Here is an 18,752-nt window from a genome sequence, read left to right as displayed (position 1 = left end):
GCCGCAACGCCGCTCGGCAGCCTGTGCGCCGCAGCGAGAGCCTCCTCCGCACCGGCAAGCAGGGGCGGCGACGCGGCGCGGAACCGTGCTCTCCGGCGGCGCTGGCCTGCTCCCTGCCCGGCCCGCGCTCGCGCAGGGGAATGCGGCGCATGCGTTGCGCTTCATCCCACGGGCGGACGTCACCGCGGTGGGCGCGATCTCCGCCACATCCTGCGGCGAACGCGACCACGGGCGCATGTGCCGGGACACGCCCGACGGGCTCGATGCGGCTTGGATGAGACGGCGGCGGCTCTGCGATGACCATGCGCTGGAGGACGGCGGGCTGCGCCGGGTTGCCCCCCCCCTGCGCGAAGGCATCCGCTTCCACGACGGCGACCCGGTCCGCGAGCCGATCCCGTGGCGTCCATCCGCCGCATCCAGGCGCAGCTCCGGAAGGACCCGCCCATCATTCGGCTCGGCCTGCATTTCCTCGGCAGCGCGTTGCGCGCGGGACACCGCGGGCGTGCGGATGTGAATGGCGGTGTCGATCGATGTGACATGCGCGCGACGCCTTGCACGCCGTGCCGGCAGCGTCTTTTAAACCCCTGGTGGCTCCTGTAGTCTTAAATACAACCAGTTAGTTAATACCATCAGCGCACGGGAATGCAGAATATGTCGGATACGATGGTCGGCGTGTACACGCTGCCCAAGGGCGGCCTTTATGGCGGGCCTTTCGATTCCTCGCACCTGGATCCGAACGTCCAGGCCGTGATGATGAATCACCGCTGGACCACCAGCGCCGGCGGGGATGTCGCCGCCACCACCATCACCTACGCCTTTCCGACCTCGACCGAGGATTACCTCGATGTCGCCGGCGGCTATCCCGATCGCGACAACCTCGACGGCTTCGCGCCGGTGACGGACATCCAGAAGGCGGCGATCCGCGCCGCGTTCGGACTTGTCTCCTCCTACACCAACCTCAGCTTTGTCGAGATCGAATCCGGCCTGGCGCAGGACGCCGCCTTCCGCTTCGCGCGCTACGGCGAAAGCGGGTCGGAATCGAACTTCCCCGCCAACGCGGATGAGAGCTACGCACCGTCGGACAGCCGCAGCGCCGGCGACACCTATCTCGGCGGCAATGGCACGCCGCCGACCGCCGCCTTCTTCGGCACCGACCATTTCAACACCATCATCCACGAGATGGGCCATGCCTTCGGGCTGAAGCACGGGCATGACGACGAATTCGGCGGCAAGCTCACCGACGATCGCAACGACAACGAATTCTCGGTGATGACCTATGCGAGCTATCTGGGCGCGGATGCCGACAGCGGCGCGTCGGAAGCCTGGGTAGGCTCCTCGCCGCAAAGCTACATGATGTACGACATCGCCGCGCTCCAGGCCTATTACGGGGCAAACTTCAGCAGGGTCGGCACCGAGGCGGTCTATACGTGGGACGCCGTCACCGGGCAGCAGTACATCAACGGCGTCGCCGCACCCAACACGGGCGCCAGCGAGACCGGCAAGATCCTCACGACCGTCTGGACCCAGGGCGCCACGGCGACCTACGACCTCAGCAACTTCAGCGAGGACCAGCTTGCCGACCTGCGGCCCGGGCAATGGCTGCAGTTTTCCTCCGCCCAGATCGCGGACCTCAACAACCAGGCGCCGGAAGGCACGGATGCCTACGAGGCCAAGGGCAATGTCTACAACGCCCTGCTCTACCAGGGCGATACGCGATCACTCGTCGGCAACGTCATCACGGGCAGCGGCAGCGACGTGATCATCGGCAACGAGGCCGGCAACCGGATCAGCGCCGGCGCGGGCAATGACTTCATCAATGCCGGCGCCGGCAACGACATCATCAGCGGCGGCGCGGGTGCGGACCTGATCACCTTCGGCGCCGGGCGCAACCTTCTGCGCGACGTGCTGTCCGATCTCCACGGCGACGTCGTGATGGATCTCGGGCAGCACAATGCGGTGCAGATCCTCGGCATCCGGGCGGCTCGCGGCGACTTCACCATCCAGCCGGGCCAGGATTCGTCCCTCGTCAGCCTCCACGAAAGCACCTTCGAGCTGCGCGGCGATTTCTCCGCCGGGAATTTCGTGGCGATGGCGCGCCATGCGGGTGACGATGCCTACACGCATCTCAGCTTCGTCGCCTATCTGCCGGAACTGGCCGAGCATGCCAGGGTCGATGGCGCGCTGATCAACGGGATCGCGGATGAGGTGCTGCTGTCCGGCGACGGGATGACGAATTTCAGCGTGACGCTGCAATCCTCGCACTCGGGCTACAGCAACATGATCGGCACCTACCGCATCGGGGCGGATGGCTCGATCTCGGATGTCACCCTGCTGTTCCAGAATACGGTCGATCCGATGGCGGTCGGTCGAAGCGTCGACCTCGGCCAGCCGGAAGCCGCCGAGAGCATCGGCTTCTTCCTGGTGCAGAACGGGTTCGCGATCTATGGCGGCCTTGCGGACGACCTCAGCTTCATCGGCGGCGCCGATGCCGGCTGGACCTTGCACAGCGCGAGCCGAGGCGCCCTGACTGATGCCGCCGTGTTCCACGCAACGGCGGACTTCAATCCCGGCGATTCGGTCCAGGTCCTGTCCGGCCTGCAGCCGGGGAGCGAGGCGCTGTGGATCGGCTTCGAGGACCTCACCGGCCCGGTCAGCGACTGGGATTACCAGGATGTCGTTCTCAGCGTCCTCTACACCGATATGTACCTCGGTTAGGGCGGCGCCGTTGGGGCGGGCCCGCGCGACGGCGCCCGCTCTCAGCACGCCGCCGCGGCGAAGACCTGCCTGGGCGCGACGAATTCCTCCTGCGCCGCGACCGTGAGGATCTCGCGCGAGCCGGCCTCGGCCGTGCGGCGCAGCACGCCGAAGATGGAGGAGCCGGCGGCGACCAGGGCCGCCTCGGTGCTGCCGCGCAGCCGATGGAACAGGAACAGCGCAGCGATCGCATCCCCCGCCCCGTTCACCGACACCGGCAGCATCGGCGTCGAGACGCGCCAGAAGCGCCCCCCCTCCCCCGCCAGCATGCCGATCTCGCCGTCGGGCGTGTCGTCGAGGTGCAGGGAGGTGACGAGCACGCAGCGCGGCCCGCGCGCCTGCAGCGCCGCCACCGCCGCCTTGGCATCGGCAAGCGTGCGCACTTCCGTCCCTGTCAGCCATTCCAGCTCGAACTGGTTGGGGGTGAGGATGTCGGCGGCGGGCAGCCCCCGGTCGCGCAGGAACTCGGGGATGCCGGGGCGGACGAAGATGCCGCGGCCGACATCGCCGATCACCGGGTCGCAGCACCACAGCGCGGCCGGGTTCGCCGCCTTCACCCGCCGGGTGGCGTCGAGGATGGCCTCCCCGATCTCGGCCGACCCCATGTAGCCGGACAGCACCGCGTCGCAGCGCGGCAGCGCGCCGCGCTCCTCGATGCCGTGGACGCAGTCCCGGATCAGCTCGGCGCCGAAGACCTGGCCGCGCCAGGCGCCGTAGCCGGTGTGGTTGGAGAACTGGACGGTGTGGATGCCCCAGACCTCCGCCCCCAGGCGCTGCAGGGGAAAGATCGCACTCGCATTGCCGACATGGCCATAGGCCACCCAGGACTGGATCGAGAGAATGGAAGGCATCGCCGCATCCGCTACGCAGGAAAGGGGGGCGGACGCTAGGAACCGCACCCGCCGAGGTCAATCCGCCTGCGGCACCTTCACAGCGGCGCGCCACCCGTCCATCCTGCCCCCGAAGCCCGGGGACCAACCCGGGTCGCACCCTGATGGGAGGGACTGAAGGATGACCGCATCGCTGACGCGTCGCGAGGCACTCGCCGCCGGCTTCGGCACCGTGCTGCTGCCCGCGACGCTCTCCGCCCAGCCGGCGCAGAAGCCGGCCGAACTGAAGATCGGCGTCACCACCTTCCTCTCCGGGCCGGCCTCGGTCTTCGGCGTGCCATCACGCAAGGCCTGCGAGATGCTCGTCGAGCAGATCAACGCCGCGGGCGGCGTCGCCGGCGTGCCGCTGCGCGCCATCTTCGTGGACGAGGGCCCCGGCACCGACCACCTGGTCGGCGAATTCCGCCGCCTGGTGCAGTCCGAGGGCGTGCAGGTGATGTTCCAGGCGATCTCCTCGGGCTCCTGCCTCGCCTGCACGCCGCTGTCGCGGGAACTGCAGAGGGTCACCATCCTGTGGGACTGCGGCACGCAGCGCATCTTCGAGGAGAACCGCTGGGACTACGCCTTCCGCACCCAGGGCTACGGCACGCCGGAAGTGCTCGCGCCGCTGCTGTACCTGCTGCGCAAGAAGCCGGATTTCCGCACCGTCGCGGTGATCAACCAGGACTACGCCTGGGGCCGCGATTCGTGGGAACTGTGGAAGGCCGGCATGGACGCGCTGAAGCCCGGCGTGCGCGTGGTGGCCGAGATGTTCCCCCGCTTCGGCTCGACCGACTTCTCGACCGAGATCACCCGCCTGCTGGCGCTGCGGCCGGATGTCATCCTCTCCACCTCCTGGGGCGGGGAACTGGTGACGCTGGTCCGCCAGGCGACCGAGCGGCGGCTGCATGAACGCTCCATGTTCGTGCTGCCGGTGGCGGAGGCCTCGCTGCCGACGCTCGGCCGCTCCATGCCGGAAGGCCACATCATCGGCACGCGCGGCGACCACTGGAACAACCATCCGGCGCCGGCCAACCCGCAGCTCTTCAACGGCTTCGTCAACGCCTACCGCCAGAAGTACAACGAGTGGCCGATCTACCCCTGCCACCACATGGCTCAGGCGCTCTGGGCGCTGAAGGCGGCGCTGGAAAAGGCGGTGGCGGCGAAGAACGGCGGCTGGCCGTCCGATGCCGAACTCGCCAACGCCTTCCGCGGCCTGACCTTCCCGACGCCGACCTCGACCATCACGCTGCGCGAGGACGGCCAGGGGCTGGAGGACCAGATCGTCGGCCTGTCCTCCTTCAACGACCGGTTCCCCTTCTCGGTGCCGAAGGAGATGATGCTCTACACCGGCGCGCAGATCTCGGCCCCGGTCGGTCAGAAGAGCACCGACTGGCTCAAGACGCTGAAGCCGGACTTCATCCAGTCGGCCGGCCGTTCGATCTGAGGCGGGGCACGCCATGGCCGAGTGGTTCCAGGACAATGGCCTCCTTCTCGGCCTGGCCTTGCTGGACGGGCTGTCCTCCGCGGGGCTGATCTTCCTCGTCGCGGTGGGGCTGAACCTCGTCTTCGGCGTGCTGCGCATCATCAATGTCGCGCATGGCTCGCTCTATGCGATCGGGGCCTATTCGGCGGCCTCGATCGGCATCTTCCTCGCCAGCATCGGCCTGCCGGGATGGGCATCCATCCCGGCGCTGGTCGTCTCGGCCGCGCTGGTCGGCGCGGTGCTGGGGCCGCTGATCGAACGCTTGCTCCTCCGCCGCATCTACGGGCAGGAGGAGGTGGTGCAGCTCCTCGTCACCTTCGCCCTCTTCATGATCCTCGAGGACGTGCAGAAGCTGGTCTGGGGCGTGCAGCCGATCCACCACGACACGGCGATGACGCTGCTCGGCACCATCGACATCCCCTTCGCGGGGGATGTCATCCCCTTCACCAACTACCAGCTCTTCATGCTGCCGGGCTTCGCCATCGTCACGCTGGTCGGCCTCGCCTGGTTCCTGCGCAGGACGCTGACGGGCCGGGTGATCGTCGCCGTCACCACGGACCGTGAGGCGGCGACGGCCATGGGCATCGACGCCGCGCGGATCTACCTGCTGACCTTCTCCTTCGGTGCGGCGCTGGCCGCGCTGGGTGGGGCGCTGTCGTCCCCGACCGCCGCGCTGGTGCCGGGGATCGGGGCGCAGACCATCGTGCTGTCCTTCGCCGTGGTCGCGACCGCGGGCCTCGGACAGATCGAGGGCGCGGCGCTGACCTCCCTGATGATGGGGCTCGGGCGCTCCATCGCCGTGTATTTCGAGCCGGAACTGGAGGTCGTGGTGCCCTACATCATCATGGTGCTGGTGCTGCTGGTGCGGCCGCAGGGCCTGTTCGGCGTGGCCGAGACGCGGCGCGTATGAGCGGGCCCGACCACCGGAGCGCCAACCCACCCCGCGAAGCCTCGCTTCGCGGGGACCCCGGGACCGGGCGCGGAGGGCTGGATCGGCCCCGCCATCCCATGAGGAAGATCGAACCCGTCCTGGCGATCCTGCTCGCCGCCGCCCTGATCGCCGCCGCCATCGCCGCGCCCTGGCTGCGCTTCGTGCTGACCATCGCGCTCGCCAAGGGCATTGCGGTGCTCGGCATCATGCTGCTGCTGCGCGCGGGGCAGGTTTCCTTCGGCCATGCGCTGTATGTCGCGTTCGGCGCCTATATCGTCGCCTTCCTGGCGCCGAAGCTGAACGACGCGGTGGTGCTGCTGGCCGTCGCGGCCGTCGGCGCCGGGTTGCTCGGGCTGGTGATCGGGCTGTTCGTGACGCGCTACCGCCAGATCTTCTTCGGCATGCTGAACCTGGCGATGTCGATGGTGTTCTATTCGCTGCTCGAGAAGCTCTACCACATCACCAAGGGCAGCGACGGCATCCGGGTCGAGATCCCGCCGGTCGCGGGACAGGTGCTCGACCGCGTCGCCTATGAATGGACCATCTTCGGCATCGCACTCGGCCTCGCGCTGGTGCTGGGGCTGCTGCTGCGGCTCTACCTCGCCTCCCCGATGGGCGAAGCGCTGGCGGGCATCAAGACGCGCGAGACGCGGCTCGAATTCATGGGCGTGCCGGCACGCGGCGTGCTGCTCTCGGCCTATGTCATCTCGGCGGTGGTGGGCGGGATCGGCGGGGCGCTGATCGCCATGACGTCGCGCCACGTCACGCCGCTGCTCGCCTACTGGACCGGATCGGGCGAGCTGGTCTTCATCGCCATCCTCGGCGGCGCCGGCGGGGTGCTGGGGCCCTTCCTCGGGGCGGCCGCCTATGAGCTGGTGCGGGTCTACGCCGCGGCGTCCTTCGCCGATGCCTGGCAGCTGATCCTGGGCTCGGTGCTGCTGCTGGTGATCCTGTTCGCGCCCGGAGGGCTCTGGGGCATGGCGGCGCGGGCCATCGGGGGGCGCGGGCGATGAGCGAGGTGCTGCTCCAGGCCACCGGCCTGCGCCTCGCCTTCGGCGGCGTGCGCGCGGCGGACGGCATCGACCTCGGCGTGATGAAGGGGGAGTTCCTCGCCATCATCGGCCCCAACGGCGCGGGCAAGACGACCTTCATCAACATGACGACGGGCTACCTGCGGCCGCAGGCGGGCGACATAACCTATGAGGGCCGGCGCATCACCGGCATGGCGCCGCGGGCGATCGTCAAGCTCGGCATCGCGCGGTCCTTCCAGTTGCCGCAACTCTTCCTCGAGCACACGGTGGAACAGAACCTCGCGCTCGCGGTCGCGTCGCGCGACGGCATCTGGTCGCCCCTGGCCCCGCTGCTGCGCCCCCGCTACCGCGAGGAGGCACGCGACCTGCTGGAACGCTTCGGCCTGACCGGAGTAGCCGATGCGCGGGCGGATGCGCTGAACGAGGGCGCGCGGAAACTCGCCGACATCGCCATGGCCGTGGCGCTGAAGCCCCGGCTGCTGCTGATGGACGAGCCGACCTCCGGCGTCGCCGCCTCGGAGAAGATGCAGGTGGTCGAAACCCTCGCCCGCGTGCTGCGCGACGCGGCGGTGACGGCCGTCTTCGTCGAGCACGACATGGACGTGGTGGAACGCTTCGCCGACCGCGTCGCGGTCTGGAGCCAGGGCAGGATCGCGGCCCTCGGACCGCCGCAGGAGGTTCTCTCCGACCCCGCCGTGCAGCGCGACGTGATCGGGATCGAACGCCATGCTTGAGCTTGCCGGCGTCTCCGTGGACATCGCCGGCGTGCCGGTGCTGCGCCAGGTCTCCCTCACCGTCCCCGCCGGCGGGCGCGTGGCGCTCATCGGCCGCAACGGCGCGGGCAAGACCACCACCTTGCGCACCCTGATGGGCCTCGTCGGCGCGAAGTCCGGCCAGGTGATGATCGACGGGGAGGACGAGACGCGCCTGCCCCCGCACCACCGCCCCCGCCACGGCATCGGCTACGCGCCGGAGGATCGGCGGCTCTTCGGCTCCTTCACGGTGGAGGACAACATGCTCCTCCCCGCCCAGGTGCTGCGCCTGCCGCCGGACGAGATCCGGCGACGGCTGGAACGGGTCTATGCCCTGCTGCCGGAGCTGAAGGACCTGGCGCCGCGCAAGGCGGCGGGGCTCTCGGGCGGCCAGGGCAAGATGGTGGCCCTCGGCCGGGCGCTGATGGTGGGCACCAGGGCGGTGCTGTTGGACGAGCCCTTCCAGGGCCTCGCCCCGGCCCTGGCGCTTCGTTACGCGGAGGCGCTGAAGCGGTTGCGGGCGGCCCTGCCGGACGTCGCCATCCTGATAACCGAAAGCAACCCGGAGCTGCTTCGCCCGCTGGTGGAACAGACCTATGTGATCGAGCGCGGGGAGATCGCCGCGGCCTGAGCCGGGGAGGCGTGTTGCGCCGCCCCGCCCTCTCCCCTATACGCCCCCTTCCCTGCCTGCCGGTCGGAATCGGCGGGCCATCCTGCATGAGTGCCGCCCGATGAAGCCCGACATCCATCCGGAATACCACGAGATCACCGTCATCATGACCGACGGGACCGAGTTCAAGACGCGCTCCTGCATGGGTAAGCCCGGCGAGACGCTGCGTCTGGACATCGACCCGAAGTCGCACCCGGCCTGGACCGGCCAGCAGCGCGTGATCGACACCGGCGGCCAGATCGCCAAGTTCAACAAGAAGTTCGCCGGCATCGGCACCCGCAAGAAGGCGTAGTTCCCCTTCCGGCGGCGGGCGCGCATAGCCGCGCGCCCAGATCGGCGCCCCGCTCGATCCCGCCCGCGACGGCGGTTGGTCCAGGCGGAACGGCGACCAGAATTCACGGCCCGGGGCATGCGCCTCGGGCCGCTTTGCGTTCCGCCGCCCTCCAGGACCCGCCGCGCGTCCTTGCCCACGTCACGACCGGTGCGGCACTGCCGGCCCTCTTGAACACCGGAACGGCGCTGTCCATGTCCATCGTCGCCGGTGGTGCCCCTCGGGGGCCGCCGGCGCGGAACGGGTGGGTCGCCCTCGTGGGGCCCGTGATACCGGATCCGCCGTGCAACGAACCTTGCTGAGGCAGGAGGTTCCATGAACGCCGTCGATTTCTCCCCTCTTTTCCGCACCGCCATCGGCTTCGACCGGCTCGCGCGCCTGATGGACAACGCCCGGACCGTCTCCGAAGGCAACGGCTACCCCCCGTACAACATCGAGAAGACCGGCGATGACAGCTATGTGCTGACCATGGCCGTGGCCGGCTTCGCCGAGGGCGACCTCGACATCACCGCGCAGGAGAACACCCTGACCATCACCGGGCGGCCCCAGCCGCAGCCCGAGGATGGCCGCCGCTTCCTCCATCGCGGTATCGCCGGCCGCGCCTTCGAGCGCCGCTTCGTCCTCGCGGACCACATCGTGGTCGAGGGCGCGGACCTTGCGAACGGCCTGCTGCACGTGCAGCTGAAGCACGTGGTGCCCGAGGCTCTGAAGCCGCGCCGCATCCCGGTGCAGGGCGCCCGGCCGGTGCTGTCCGGTGAGGCCGCGCAGGCGGCGTAAGGCGCGCTTCCCGGGGGAGGAGAACCTCCCCCGGACCACCTCCCTTCTTTGTCCGTTACCAAGGCGGGCCGGGCGCGACGCGCTCGGCCCTTCTGGTGCAGGTCATGCGAATGCAACCCGATGTCCTCGGTAGGACCGTGAGCGCGGCCGCACCCGGACTGACAGTCGCCGCAGGCGCGTGAACGCGCGCCGGCGGTCAAGGCCGCGCGGATGCTACCCGTCGCCGTGGCAAGCGACCCCACTCACCGGAACGGCCCGACGCGCCGCGGATGAAACCGCCCCGCGCGCGGGACACGCCTCGGCATCCGAGGCAGTTGCTGTCCAGAGCAGATCCCGATCAGGTGGAATCACCTGATCGGGTGAAGATGCTCGCAAGAACAAAGGCCTGGAGCGGTGTTCGTGAGCCGAGGCGAACGGAAACCGCTCTAGGTCCCGCAGAAGGTGCGCAGGACGCGCTCCTCGGGCAGGGGTGGCGCAGCGTAGCGTTCGCGGCCGGGCTGCTCCTCGAAGGGGCGCTCCAGCACCGACAGCAGCGCCTCGAACGGCGCCAGGTCGTCGCGCTGCACGGCGGCGGCGATCGCTTCCTCCACCAGATGATTGCGCGGGATATAGGCCGGGTTCACGGCCCGCATCGCCTCCGCGCGACCGGCACCCTCCCGCGCCAGCCGGGCCCGCCAGCGCACGAGCCATGGATCCACAGCAGCCGGGTCAGCGAAGAGCGCCCGCAGCGCGGCATCCGCCCCCTGCCCCTCGGCGGCGTCGCACAGGCGTCGGAAGGTCAGGGTGAAATCCGCCCTCCCCTCGGCCATGAGGGTGAAGAGGTCCTGCACCAACGCCTCGTCGGCCTCCTCCTCCGCCGCCAGGCCGATCTTGCGCAACAGCCCTTCCCGCCAGGCGGCGCCGAAGCGCGGGGCGAAGCCGGCCAGCGAATCCTGCGCCAGTTCCAGCGCCTTGTTCTCGTCCTCGGAAATCAGCGGCAGCAGGCATTCCGCCAGCCTGGCGAGATTCCAATGCGCGATGCCGGGCTGGTTGCCGTAGGCATAGCGGCCGAACTGGTCGATCGAGGAGAACACCTTCTCGGGGTGATACTCGTCGAGGAAAGCGCAGGGCCCGTAGTCGATCGTCTCGCCCGAGATCGCGCAGTTGTCGGTGTTCATCACGCCATGGATGAAGCCGACCAGCAGCCAGCGCGCCACCAGCGCGGCCTGCCGCGCCACCACGCCTTCGAACAATGCGAGCACCGGGTTCGCCGCCCCGGCCGCCTCCGGGTAGTGCCGCGCGATGGCGTGCTCGGCGAGCACCCGCAGCGCGTCCGTGTCCCGCCGCGCGGCGAAATACTGGAAGGTGCCGACGCGCAGATGGCTTGCCGCGACGCGGGTCAGCACGGCGCCGGGCAGCGCGTCCTCGCGGAACACCGCGTCCCCGGTCGCGACGGCGGCGAGCGAGCGCGTCGTCGGGATGCCGAAGGCGGCCATGGCCTCGCTGACGATGTATTCGCGCAGCACGGGGCCGACCGCCGCCCGCCCATCCCCGCGCCGCGAGAAGGGCGTCGGGCCGGAGCCCTTCAACTGGATGTCGCGCCGCTCGCCCGCCGGTGTCACCACCTCGCCGATCAGGATGGCGCGGCCGTCGCCGAGGCTTGGCACGAACTGCCCGAACTGGTGGCCGGCATAGGCCTGGGCGATCGGCTCGGCGCCGTCGGGCATGGCATTGCCGGCCAGCATCGCGACGCCATCCGGGCCCGATAGCCAGGCCGGATCGAGGCCCATTTCCTCCGCGAGCCGCGCGTTCAGCCGCAGCAGCCGCGGCGCCGAGACCGGCGTCGGCGGCAGCCGGGCGAAGAGCCGCTCCGGCAGCCGCGCATAGGAATTGTCGAAGCACGGCGCATGGCCGGACCGGGCTGGCGGGGCGGAGGCAAGGAGCGGGGTGTCTGGCATCACCCCCCGCACATCGCGCTCCCGCCCCGTCGGGACAAGGCCCAGGCCGCCCTGTCCCGTCAGTTCGTCGCCGCCGGCGGCAGCATGATCGTGCTCGGCTTGCCGGCCTCGGTGATGCTGCTGACCGACACCCGCGCCGGCCCAGTCGTCGAGGCGTTGCGTGCCACATGCGGCGTCATGGGGCGCGGATGGAAGGTCTGGTCGACCTGGAAGGTGCGCGGCGGCTCGCCTTCCATCTCGAGCGTCACCGAGCCCACCGTCACCAGGGCGATCTCGTCACCAGGGTGCATGTGGCGCGGCGTCGCCCCGCCCGAGGCGAAGTCGATGGTGTAGAGGCGGTAGATGCGCTGCTCGGTGCCGAGCAGCGGTGTCTCGAGCAGCACGGTCGGGCGGAAGCCGGGGGCTGCCGCGGCCGGGGTGCCGTGCGCGCCGGGCGTGCCATGGGCCATCGGCGGCACCTGCTGCGCCAGCGCCGTGCCGGCGAAGCCGAATGCAAGTGCCACGATCACGTTCCTCATCGTCGTTCTCCTTCGTTCGGTGTCGATCGGCTCAGCCATCGGCGATCGGATCGAGGCCGAGCGCCACGCGGCCGGTGAAGCGCTGCTGCCGCTTGGCCGGCAGCGGGTGGAACTGCGCGCCATGCGCGTCGCGCAGCAGCCGCTCGAGCCCGAGGCGGCGGTAGAAGCCCGCACCGCCCGCGGCCTCGAGCGCCTTCTCCACGGTGGCGATGACATGCGTCGCCGCGATGGTCTTGCGCACCAGGATCGCGTCGGTGACGTCGAGCCCCATCGAGAAATTGAGGTCGTCCGCCAGGCGCACCATGTCGTCGGTCGCGAGCTGCGCCGTCGTCAGCTCGTTCGTCAGCTCGCCGAGCAGATAGGGCACCGAGGGATCGTCGCGCCGCTTCGCCGCCTGTTCCCGCGCGATCGCCGCCGCCGCTTCCGCCACGCCGGTATAGACGGACATGATCAGCGGCATCGCCACCGTGAGGATGACGTTCCATGCGGGGTGGAAGCGCCCGCGCGGACGGCGCAGCACGACGCTCTCCTCCGGCACGAGGACCTTGTCCAGGATCACGGTCTGCGACCCCGTGGCACGCATGCCGAGCGTGCGCCAGTCATCGGCGAGGGACACGCCCTCGGCCGAGAAGGGCACCGGGAAGTGCAGCACCTGCCAGCCTTCCTTCGGGTCCTCGTAGGGAGCGGACGTCACCAGCACGCCGCCGCGCGGCGACCCGCTGGCGAAGGGCTTGCGCGCGCTGACGCGGAAGCCGCCCTCCGCACGCTCGACGCTGCCGTTGGACTCCATCCAGTCGGCGGCGCCGGTCGAGATCAGCACCACTTCCGACGCCGCGACGCGCTCCAGCAGCTTCTGGCCCGGCCGCCCGTTGCGGTGATTGTACGCCGCGGCGGCGACAAGATGCTGATGCATCGACAATGCCAGCGCGGTCGATGAACAGTAATGCGCCAGTTCGCGCAGGAAGGCGCACATGGTGCGGTGGGTCACACCGCCGCCGCCGAGTTCCTTCGGCACAAGAGCCGAGAAGACCTTGTGCTCCTTCAGCACGTCGTAGTGCGCATCGACGAAGGTGTCGGTGGCGTCGCGCTCCGCGGCGCCTTCGGCGAAGCGCGGGCCGATGATGTGCACCAGTGCGGGCAGATCGAGATGACGTGTCATGGAAGTCTCTCCGTGCATGTCGTTGCAGCGGGACAGTCGCGCCACGGCGCGGGGCTTCGCTACTTCAGAATATGCAGTGGTCGGCGCATTACGGCGTGGTAGGTAGGCGCATGGGCGAGACGACGGGCTACGGCCAGTTCTGTCCTGTCTCGATCGCTGCGGAGGTGCTTACGCAGCGATGGACTCCGCTCGTCATCCGCGAATTGCATTGCGGCAGCGTGCGCTTCAACGACCTGCAGCGCGGCGTGCCGCGCATGTCCTCCTCGCTGCTCGCGCGCCGCCTGAAGGAACTGGAGTTCGCCGGTATCGTCGAGCGGCGCGAGGGCGCGAACGGCACCTCGGAGTATCACCTGACGCCGGCGGGGCGGGAGATGTTCCCCCTCGTCGAGCAGATGGGCCTCTGGGCGCAGCGCTGGCTGCGGCACAGGCTGGTCGAGCCGACGAACCTCGATCCCGACCTGCTGATGTGGGACATACGGCGCAACGTCGAGCGTCGCGCCGCGGCCGGCGAGCGCCGCTTCGTCGTCGAGTTCCAGGTCAGCGGCGCGCCGATCACCCATCGCCGCTACTGGCTCGTCTTCGACCGTGGCGAGGTGGATCTCTGCTACCGCGACCCCGGCCATGAGGTCGCGCTCTTCGTCACCGCGACGCTGCGCGTGCTGACCGAGATCTGGCTCGGGCACATCCAGATCGCGCAGGCACTGCGCGACGGGCGGCTTTCCCTGGACGGGTCGCGACAGGATGTCGCGGCCTTCCCGGTGTGGTTCGCGCTCAGCGCCTTCGCGCCGGCGGGCACGCTGCCGCCGGGCCAGGCCGCCGCCGCGCCGGCGCCCTGACCGCGGGCAGGGGCCGGCGCCTACGGCTTGCGGAACAGTGCTTCCGCCGCCGCGCGCTGAGCCTGGCCGGAGGCGATGGCGGCCTCGGTGCGGGCGATCTCGGCGCGCAGTTCTTCGATGTATTCGCGCAACTGCCCCACATCCCAGCCGTCGAAGCGTGGCGGCTGCAGAATCTTTCGCCGCCGGGGCAGGTTGTCTTCCTCATCCGTCAGGGCCATGGGCGCATCCTTTCCGCATCCGGGCTTTGACCCTGCCCGGCCGCGTCATTATAGGGGGCGTCAATGATGCGGGGGTTCGCTCCTGCCCCTCCGCCCTCGAGGTTCGCCATGCCACAGCCTCTCATGCCGAAAGCCACCGCCGTGTGGCTGATCGACAAGACCTCCCTGTCCTTCGAGCAGATCGCCGATTTCGTCGGCATGCATCCACTCGAGATCCAGGCCATCGCGGATGGCGAGGTCGCGCAGGGGATCGTCGGCTTCGACCCGATCGCCTCCGGCCAGCTGACGCGGGAGGAGATCGCCCGTTGCGAGGCCGACCCCGCCGCCCGCCTGGCCCTGCAGGAAAGCAGCATCGTCCTGCCGAAGATCAAGGCCAAGGGCGGGCGCTACACGCCGGTTTCCAAGCGCAACGACCGGCCGGACGGCATCGCCTGGCTGCTGCGCAACTACCCCGCGCTGCCGGATGTGGTGGTCGCGAAACTGCTCGGCACCACCAAGGACACCATCGCCAAGGTGCGGGACCGGACGCACTGGAACACGCCGAACATCAAGCCGCGCGACCCCGTCATCCTGGGCCTTTGCACCCAGGGTGACCTCAATGCGGCCGTGGCCGCGATCGGCGGCGGCGAGCCCGCCGAGCCGCATGCGGCGGCCGACGACGCGGCCTGAGGCGGCGGGACTTGCTCTCGCCCCGTGCCGCAAGCGGCCCGCAGAGGCGGGCCGCCCGGCGCGGGGAACCGGCTCAGTGGCGCGTCGCGGCGCGCAGCCGTTCCATCTCCTCCTTCAGTCGTAGTTTTTCCCGCTTCAGGCGGGCCAGTTCCGTCTCATCGGGACGGGGGCGGCGGTCTTCTTCCAGGATCCGGCGCTCGAGGGAGGCATGGCGTTCCTCGAGGGAGGCGATCCGGGCATTCATCGGCATGCGATGCGCGTCCTCATCCGGTTTGGTGCCCTGGCCCTGGGGCCGAGGCATTCATTCGAGGCCGGGCATCCGGCCCCGCGGAAACCGGGGTGCGACTACCGGGAGTGGCCTGTCGCGCCCCGGCCGTGGCATGATATGGGCGATCCGAGCAGGATGCATCCATCAACTTCGCTTCGGGGCCGCCGGCCATGATCGCCGACCGTGACGCCATGCTGCGCCGCCTGCACGAACTGCGCAGCGAGCACCGCGACCTCGACACCGTCATCGCCCGGATTGACGGGTCCGCGGTGGACCAGTTGCAACTGCAGCGACTGAAGAAGCGCAAGCTCAAGCTCAAGGACGAGATCTCCTGGCTGGAAGGCCGTCTCGTCCCCGACATCATCGCGTGATTTCGTGCGCCCCCAATCGCCGGACGGCCCGCGTCCGGGCACCCATCCTCGTTGCGGAGCAACGGGCGCTCGTCCGCCCGCCTTCGGCTTCGCGGGGCATCGGCGCTCCGGCGCAGGCGGACGGTCGCGCGCCGGGCCCGGGGCCACGCCTCGCGCCGCCATTTTTCTGGCGCGGCCAGGATTGAACGGTCGCGCTCAAGGACAGGAAGACTGACGGATGACAGGTGAGTCGGGCGCCGGGGCGCCCCTGGTCGGCATCATCATGGGCAGCCGGTCCGACTGGGAGACCATGCGCCACGCCGCCGAGACGCTGGCGCAGCTCGGCGTCCCGCACGAGACGCGCGTCGTCTCCGCCCATCGCACGCCGGACCGCCTCTTCGCCTATGCGAAGTCGGCCGCCGGGCGAGGGCTGAAGGTGATCATCGCCGGCGCCGGCGGGGCGGCCCACCTGCCGGGCATGGCGGCTTCCATGACCGCGCTGCCGGTGCTCGGCGTGCCGGTCGAAAGCCATGCGTTGAAGGGCATGGACAGCCTGCTCTCCATCGTCCAGATGCCGGCCGGCATCCCGGTCGGCACGCTCGCCATCGGCCGCGCCGGGGCGGTGAACGCCGGGCTGCTGGCGGGGGCGATCCTCGCGACCTCCGACCCGGCGCTGGCGGCGCGACTCGACGCCTGGCGCGCCGCGCAGACGGAAAGCGTGCCGGACCTGCCGGCATGACGGCCTCCCCCCTGCCCCCGGGCTCGGTCATCGGCATCCTCGGCGGGGGCCAGCTCGGCCGCATGTCGGCGCTGGCCGCCGCGCGGCTCGGCTACGCCTGCCATGTCTATGCGCCGGAGGAGGATTCCCCCGGCATGATGGTGGCTGCCCACCGCACCGTCGCACCCTACGAGGACCGCGAGGCGCTGGCCCGCTTTGCCGCCTCGGTCGCCGTGGTGACCTTCGAGTTCGAGAACGTCCCCGCCGCGGCGCTCGAGGCCCTGGCCGGGCTGGTGCCCTGCCGCCCGGGCCTCGCAGCGCTCGCCACCTGCCAGGACCGGGTGGCCGAGAAGGCCTTCCTGGGGCGGATCGGCGTGCCGGTGGCGCCCTGGCGCGCCGTGGGCAGCGAGGCCGAGTTGGAAGCCGCGGTGGCGGAGCTCGGCCTGCCCGCGGTGCTGAAGACGACGCGCCTCGGCTATGACGGGCGCGGGCAGGCGGTGCTGCGCCGGCCGGAGGACCTCGCCCCGGCCTATGCGCGCCTCTCCCCCAGGCCGCTGGTGCTGGAGGCCTTCGTGCCCTTCGTGGCCGAGGTGTCGGCCATCGCGGCGCGGGCGGAGGATGGCACCGTGGCCGTCTTCGACCCGGCGGAGAACCGCCACGCGCACCACATCCTCGACCTCTCCTTCGCCCCCGCGCGGCTGCCGGAGGCCGTGGCCGCGGCCGCGCGCTCCCACGTCGCCAAGGTCGCCGAGGGGCTCGAACTGGTCGGGCTGGTGGCGCTCGAGATGTTCGTGCTCCCCGACGGAAGGCTGCTCGGCAACGAGATCGCGCCGCGGCCGCACAATTCAGGGCACTGGACGATGGATGCCTGCGCCGCATCCCAGTTCGAGCAGCACATCCGCGCGGTGGCGGGGCTGCCGCTCGCCTCCCCCGCGCGCCACCACGACGCGGTGATGAAGAACCTGATCGGGCCGGAGGGGATGGCCGCCTGGCCGCGGCTGGTCGCCTCCCCCGGCGTGGTCCCGCATCTCTACGGCAAGGCGGAGGCCCGCCCCGGGCGCAAGATGGGCCATGCCACGCGGCTGCTGCCGGAAGGCAGCCTCGCCGGGATGACGGATGCCGAGGCGCTGCGCGGCTTGTGACCGATTTGCCACCCGATATCGTGTCCCGGATGTCACAGTCGGAAGCGAAGATTCCGCCCTGCTATGGCGCAGCATCATCAGAGTGGTAGAGGATGATGTTCCGGGGAAGTGTTGAGCCCGTCGGCCACCCGGCCCGTTTTCCGGTCCCGCGAGGGGCCCCGATCAGGAGAATTACGATGAGCCTGAAGAAGACGCTTCTTGCCGCGACCCTGCTGTCGCTCCCGATGGCGGCGCAGGCGCAGACGAGCTGGGGCGATCCGCGGGTGCGGGGCGTGTATGTCGGCGCCGGCCTCGGCACCAACTACCTGCAGAGCACCAGCGACCAGGGCGTCGAGGCCTCCTTTGAGTGGGGCTGGGCCGGCGTGCTCAGCGTCGGCTACGGCTTCGGCAACGGCCTGCGCGCCGAGCTCGAGGGCAGCTACCGCACCAACGACGTCGACAACATCAAGGTGAACGGCATCAATGCGCCGCGCGCCGGCGGGACCGTCAGCAGCTACGGCCTGATGGTCAACGCCCTGTACGACTTCAACCTGGGCGGCGTGATGCCGTACCTCGGCGCCGGTATCGGCTACGTCTGGCAGGACGTGGACAGCCTCGGCTTCCGCGCCAACTCGAACAACGCCTCCGCCGGTGTGGACGTCGGTGGCACCGAGGGCGCCTTCGCCTACCAGGCGATCGTCGGCCTCGCCTTCCCGATCGACGCCGTGCCGGGCCTCGCGCTGACCGCCGAGTACCGCTTCATGGGCACGACCGGCCACACGATCGACGGCCGCGCCAATGCGAACGTCACGGTGAACGGGCAGAACTTCAATGCGCGTGACCCCGTGTCGTTCGACATGGACAACTTCAACCACTCGCTGCTGGTTGGCGTGCGCTACAACTTCGGCCGCACGGCCGCCCCGGTGGCGGCGCCTGCCGCTGCCCCGGCGCCGGCGCGCACCTTCCTAGTGTTCTTCGACTGGAACCGCGCCGACCTGACGCAGCGCGCGCGCCAGATCATCTCGGAAGCGGCGCAGGCCCGCACCCGCCAGGCGGTGACGCGCATCGAGGTGACCGGCCACACCGACACCTCGGGCTCGCCGCAGTACAACCAGGGCCTGTCGGTCCGCCGCGCCAACGCGGTCGCCGCCGAGCTCGTCCGCCTGGGCGTGCCCCGGAACGAGATCACCACCCGCGGCGTCGGCGAGAGCCAGCTGCTGGTGGCGACCGGCGACAACGTCCGCGAGCCGCAGAACCGGCGCGTGGAGATCGTCCTCCGCTGATCCTGCGCGACAGCGCAAGGTCTCCAAGGGAAGGGGCGCCGCGAGGCGCCCCTTTCTGCATTGCAGCAACCGAC

Annotated in this window: 20 protein-coding genes; 14 read left to right on the top strand and 6 right to left on the bottom strand. The window is 70.2% G+C overall.

All coding sequences use genetic code 11. From position 1 onward, the window contains the following. The first annotated feature begins 651 nt into the window (after positions 1-651). Positions 652-2,715, top strand: a complete 2,064-nt coding sequence (locus GXW76_RS02875; protein ID WP_211860476.1) for a M10 family metallopeptidase — start codon at positions 652-654, stop codon at positions 2,713-2,715. Positions 2,716-2,756: 41 nt separating this feature from the next. Here the strand turns inward: GXW76_RS02875 and pdxY are convergent, their stop codons facing one another. Beyond that, on the bottom strand, positions 2,757-3,605 hold the full coding sequence (pdxY, locus tag GXW76_RS02870) for a pyridoxal kinase PdxY (RefSeq protein ID WP_211860475.1): 849 nt from the start codon (positions 3,603-3,605) through the stop codon (positions 2,757-2,759). Between the two features lie 160 nt (positions 3,606-3,765). On the opposite strand from pdxY, the gene GXW76_RS02865 reads away from it, so the two are divergent. From GXW76_RS02865 to GXW76_RS02835, 7 genes are all read left to right on the top strand, one after another. Continuing rightward, positions 3,766-5,070 carry an ABC transporter substrate-binding protein gene (locus GXW76_RS02865; protein ID WP_211860474.1) on the top strand — a complete coding sequence of 435 codons (1,305 nt, stop codon included), beginning with the start codon at positions 3,766-3,768 and terminating at the stop codon, positions 5,068-5,070. Between the two features lie 13 nt (positions 5,071-5,083). After that, entirely contained in the window at positions 5,084-6,019 is a 936-nt protein-coding gene (locus GXW76_RS02860) for a branched-chain amino acid ABC transporter permease (protein WP_211860473.1), read from the top strand. Positions 6,020-6,117: 98 nt separating this feature from the next. Then, entirely contained in the window at positions 6,118-7,053 is a 936-nt protein-coding gene (locus GXW76_RS02855; RefSeq protein WP_211860472.1) for a branched-chain amino acid ABC transporter permease, read from the top strand. Then, on the top strand, positions 7,050-7,805 hold the full coding sequence (locus GXW76_RS02850; protein WP_211860471.1) for an ABC transporter ATP-binding protein: 756 nt from the start codon (positions 7,050-7,052) through the stop codon (positions 7,803-7,805). The genes GXW76_RS02855 and GXW76_RS02850 overlap by 4 nt, the downstream gene beginning before the upstream one ends. After that, complete coding sequence (locus GXW76_RS02845) at positions 7,798-8,454, top strand: ABC transporter ATP-binding protein (protein WP_211860470.1); 657 nt, start codon at positions 7,798-7,800, stop codon at positions 8,452-8,454. Before GXW76_RS02850 ends, GXW76_RS02845 begins: the two co-directional genes overlap by 8 nt. Before the next feature lie 100 nt (positions 8,455-8,554). Then, the gene (rpmE, locus tag GXW76_RS02840) at positions 8,555-8,785 is read left to right on the top strand and encodes a 50S ribosomal protein L31 (protein ID WP_211860469.1); all 231 of its coding nucleotides are present in this window, start codon (positions 8,555-8,557) and stop codon (positions 8,783-8,785) included. 354 nt (positions 8,786-9,139) lie between these two features. Beyond that, positions 9,140-9,601, top strand: a complete 462-nt coding sequence (locus GXW76_RS02835; RefSeq protein ID WP_211860468.1) for an Hsp20 family protein — start codon at positions 9,140-9,142, stop codon at positions 9,599-9,601. Between the two features lie 425 nt (positions 9,602-10,026). On the opposite strand, the gene GXW76_RS02830 is transcribed toward GXW76_RS02835, so the two are convergent. From GXW76_RS02830 to GXW76_RS02820, 3 genes are read right to left on the bottom strand one after another with little or no spacing between them, the layout of a single operon-like run. Further along, complete coding sequence (locus tag GXW76_RS02830) at positions 10,027-11,538, bottom strand: protein adenylyltransferase SelO (protein WP_211860467.1); 1,512 nt, start codon at positions 11,536-11,538, stop codon at positions 10,027-10,029. Positions 11,539-11,597: 59 nt separating this feature from the next. Further along, positions 11,598-12,056: a cupin domain-containing protein gene (locus GXW76_RS02825; RefSeq protein WP_211860466.1), complete on the bottom strand. Its 459-nt coding sequence runs from the start codon at positions 12,054-12,056 to the stop codon at positions 11,598-11,600. Between the two features lie 31 nt (positions 12,057-12,087). Further along, positions 12,088-13,215 carry an acyl-CoA dehydrogenase family protein gene (locus GXW76_RS02820; protein WP_211860465.1) on the bottom strand — a complete coding sequence of 376 codons (1,128 nt, stop codon included), beginning with the start codon at positions 13,213-13,215 and terminating at the stop codon, positions 12,088-12,090. A gap of 110 nt (positions 13,216-13,325) precedes the next feature. Here GXW76_RS02820 and GXW76_RS02815 point away from each other — a divergent pair, with 110 nt between their 5' ends. Continuing rightward, on the top strand, positions 13,326-14,051 hold the full coding sequence (locus tag GXW76_RS02815; RefSeq protein WP_211860464.1) for a winged helix-turn-helix transcriptional regulator: 726 nt from the start codon (positions 13,326-13,328) through the stop codon (positions 14,049-14,051). Between the two features lie 20 nt (positions 14,052-14,071). On the opposite strand, the gene GXW76_RS02810 is transcribed toward GXW76_RS02815, so the two are convergent. Next, positions 14,072-14,269 carry a DUF1192 domain-containing protein gene (locus tag GXW76_RS02810; protein WP_211860463.1) on the bottom strand — a complete coding sequence of 66 codons (198 nt, stop codon included), beginning with the start codon at positions 14,267-14,269 and terminating at the stop codon, positions 14,072-14,074. 108 nt (positions 14,270-14,377) lie between these two features. Here GXW76_RS02810 and GXW76_RS02805 point away from each other — a divergent pair, with 108 nt between their 5' ends. Next, entirely contained in the window at positions 14,378-14,938 is a 561-nt protein-coding gene (locus GXW76_RS02805; RefSeq protein ID WP_211860462.1) for a DUF1013 domain-containing protein, read from the top strand. Positions 14,939-15,011: 73 nt separating this feature from the next. Here the strand turns inward: GXW76_RS02805 and GXW76_RS02800 are convergent, their stop codons facing one another. Next, on the bottom strand, positions 15,012-15,188 hold the full coding sequence (locus GXW76_RS02800) for a YdcH family protein (protein ID WP_211860461.1): 177 nt from the start codon (positions 15,186-15,188) through the stop codon (positions 15,012-15,014). A gap of 188 nt (positions 15,189-15,376) precedes the next feature. On the opposite strand from GXW76_RS02800, the gene GXW76_RS02795 reads away from it, so the two are divergent. From GXW76_RS02795 to GXW76_RS02780, 4 genes are all read left to right on the top strand, one after another. Then, positions 15,377-15,577 (top strand): DUF465 domain-containing protein, encoded by a 201-nt coding sequence (locus tag GXW76_RS02795; RefSeq protein ID WP_211860460.1) that lies wholly within the window; start codon positions 15,377-15,379, stop codon positions 15,575-15,577. A 217-nt stretch (positions 15,578-15,794) separates the two neighbouring features. After that, on the top strand, positions 15,795-16,295 hold the full coding sequence (gene purE / locus GXW76_RS02790) for a 5-(carboxyamino)imidazole ribonucleotide mutase (RefSeq protein WP_211860459.1): 501 nt from the start codon (positions 15,795-15,797) through the stop codon (positions 16,293-16,295). Next, on the top strand, positions 16,292-17,416 hold the full coding sequence (locus GXW76_RS02785; RefSeq protein WP_211860458.1) for a 5-(carboxyamino)imidazole ribonucleotide synthase: 1,125 nt from the start codon (positions 16,292-16,294) through the stop codon (positions 17,414-17,416). Before purE ends, GXW76_RS02785 begins: the two co-directional genes overlap by 4 nt. A gap of 176 nt (positions 17,417-17,592) precedes the next feature. After that, the gene (locus GXW76_RS02780; protein ID WP_211860457.1) at positions 17,593-18,678 is read left to right on the top strand and encodes an OmpA family protein; all 1,086 of its coding nucleotides are present in this window, start codon (positions 17,593-17,595) and stop codon (positions 18,676-18,678) included. The last annotated feature ends 74 nt before the right edge of the window (positions 18,679-18,752 follow it).

The sequence above is a fragment of the Neoroseomonas soli genome (assembly GCF_018129065.1).
Classification (GTDB): domain Bacteria; phylum Pseudomonadota; class Alphaproteobacteria; order Acetobacterales; family Acetobacteraceae; genus Neoroseomonas; species Neoroseomonas soli.
Note: the sequence above shows the minus strand (reverse complement) of the source record. Positions and strands in the feature narration are given on the sequence as shown.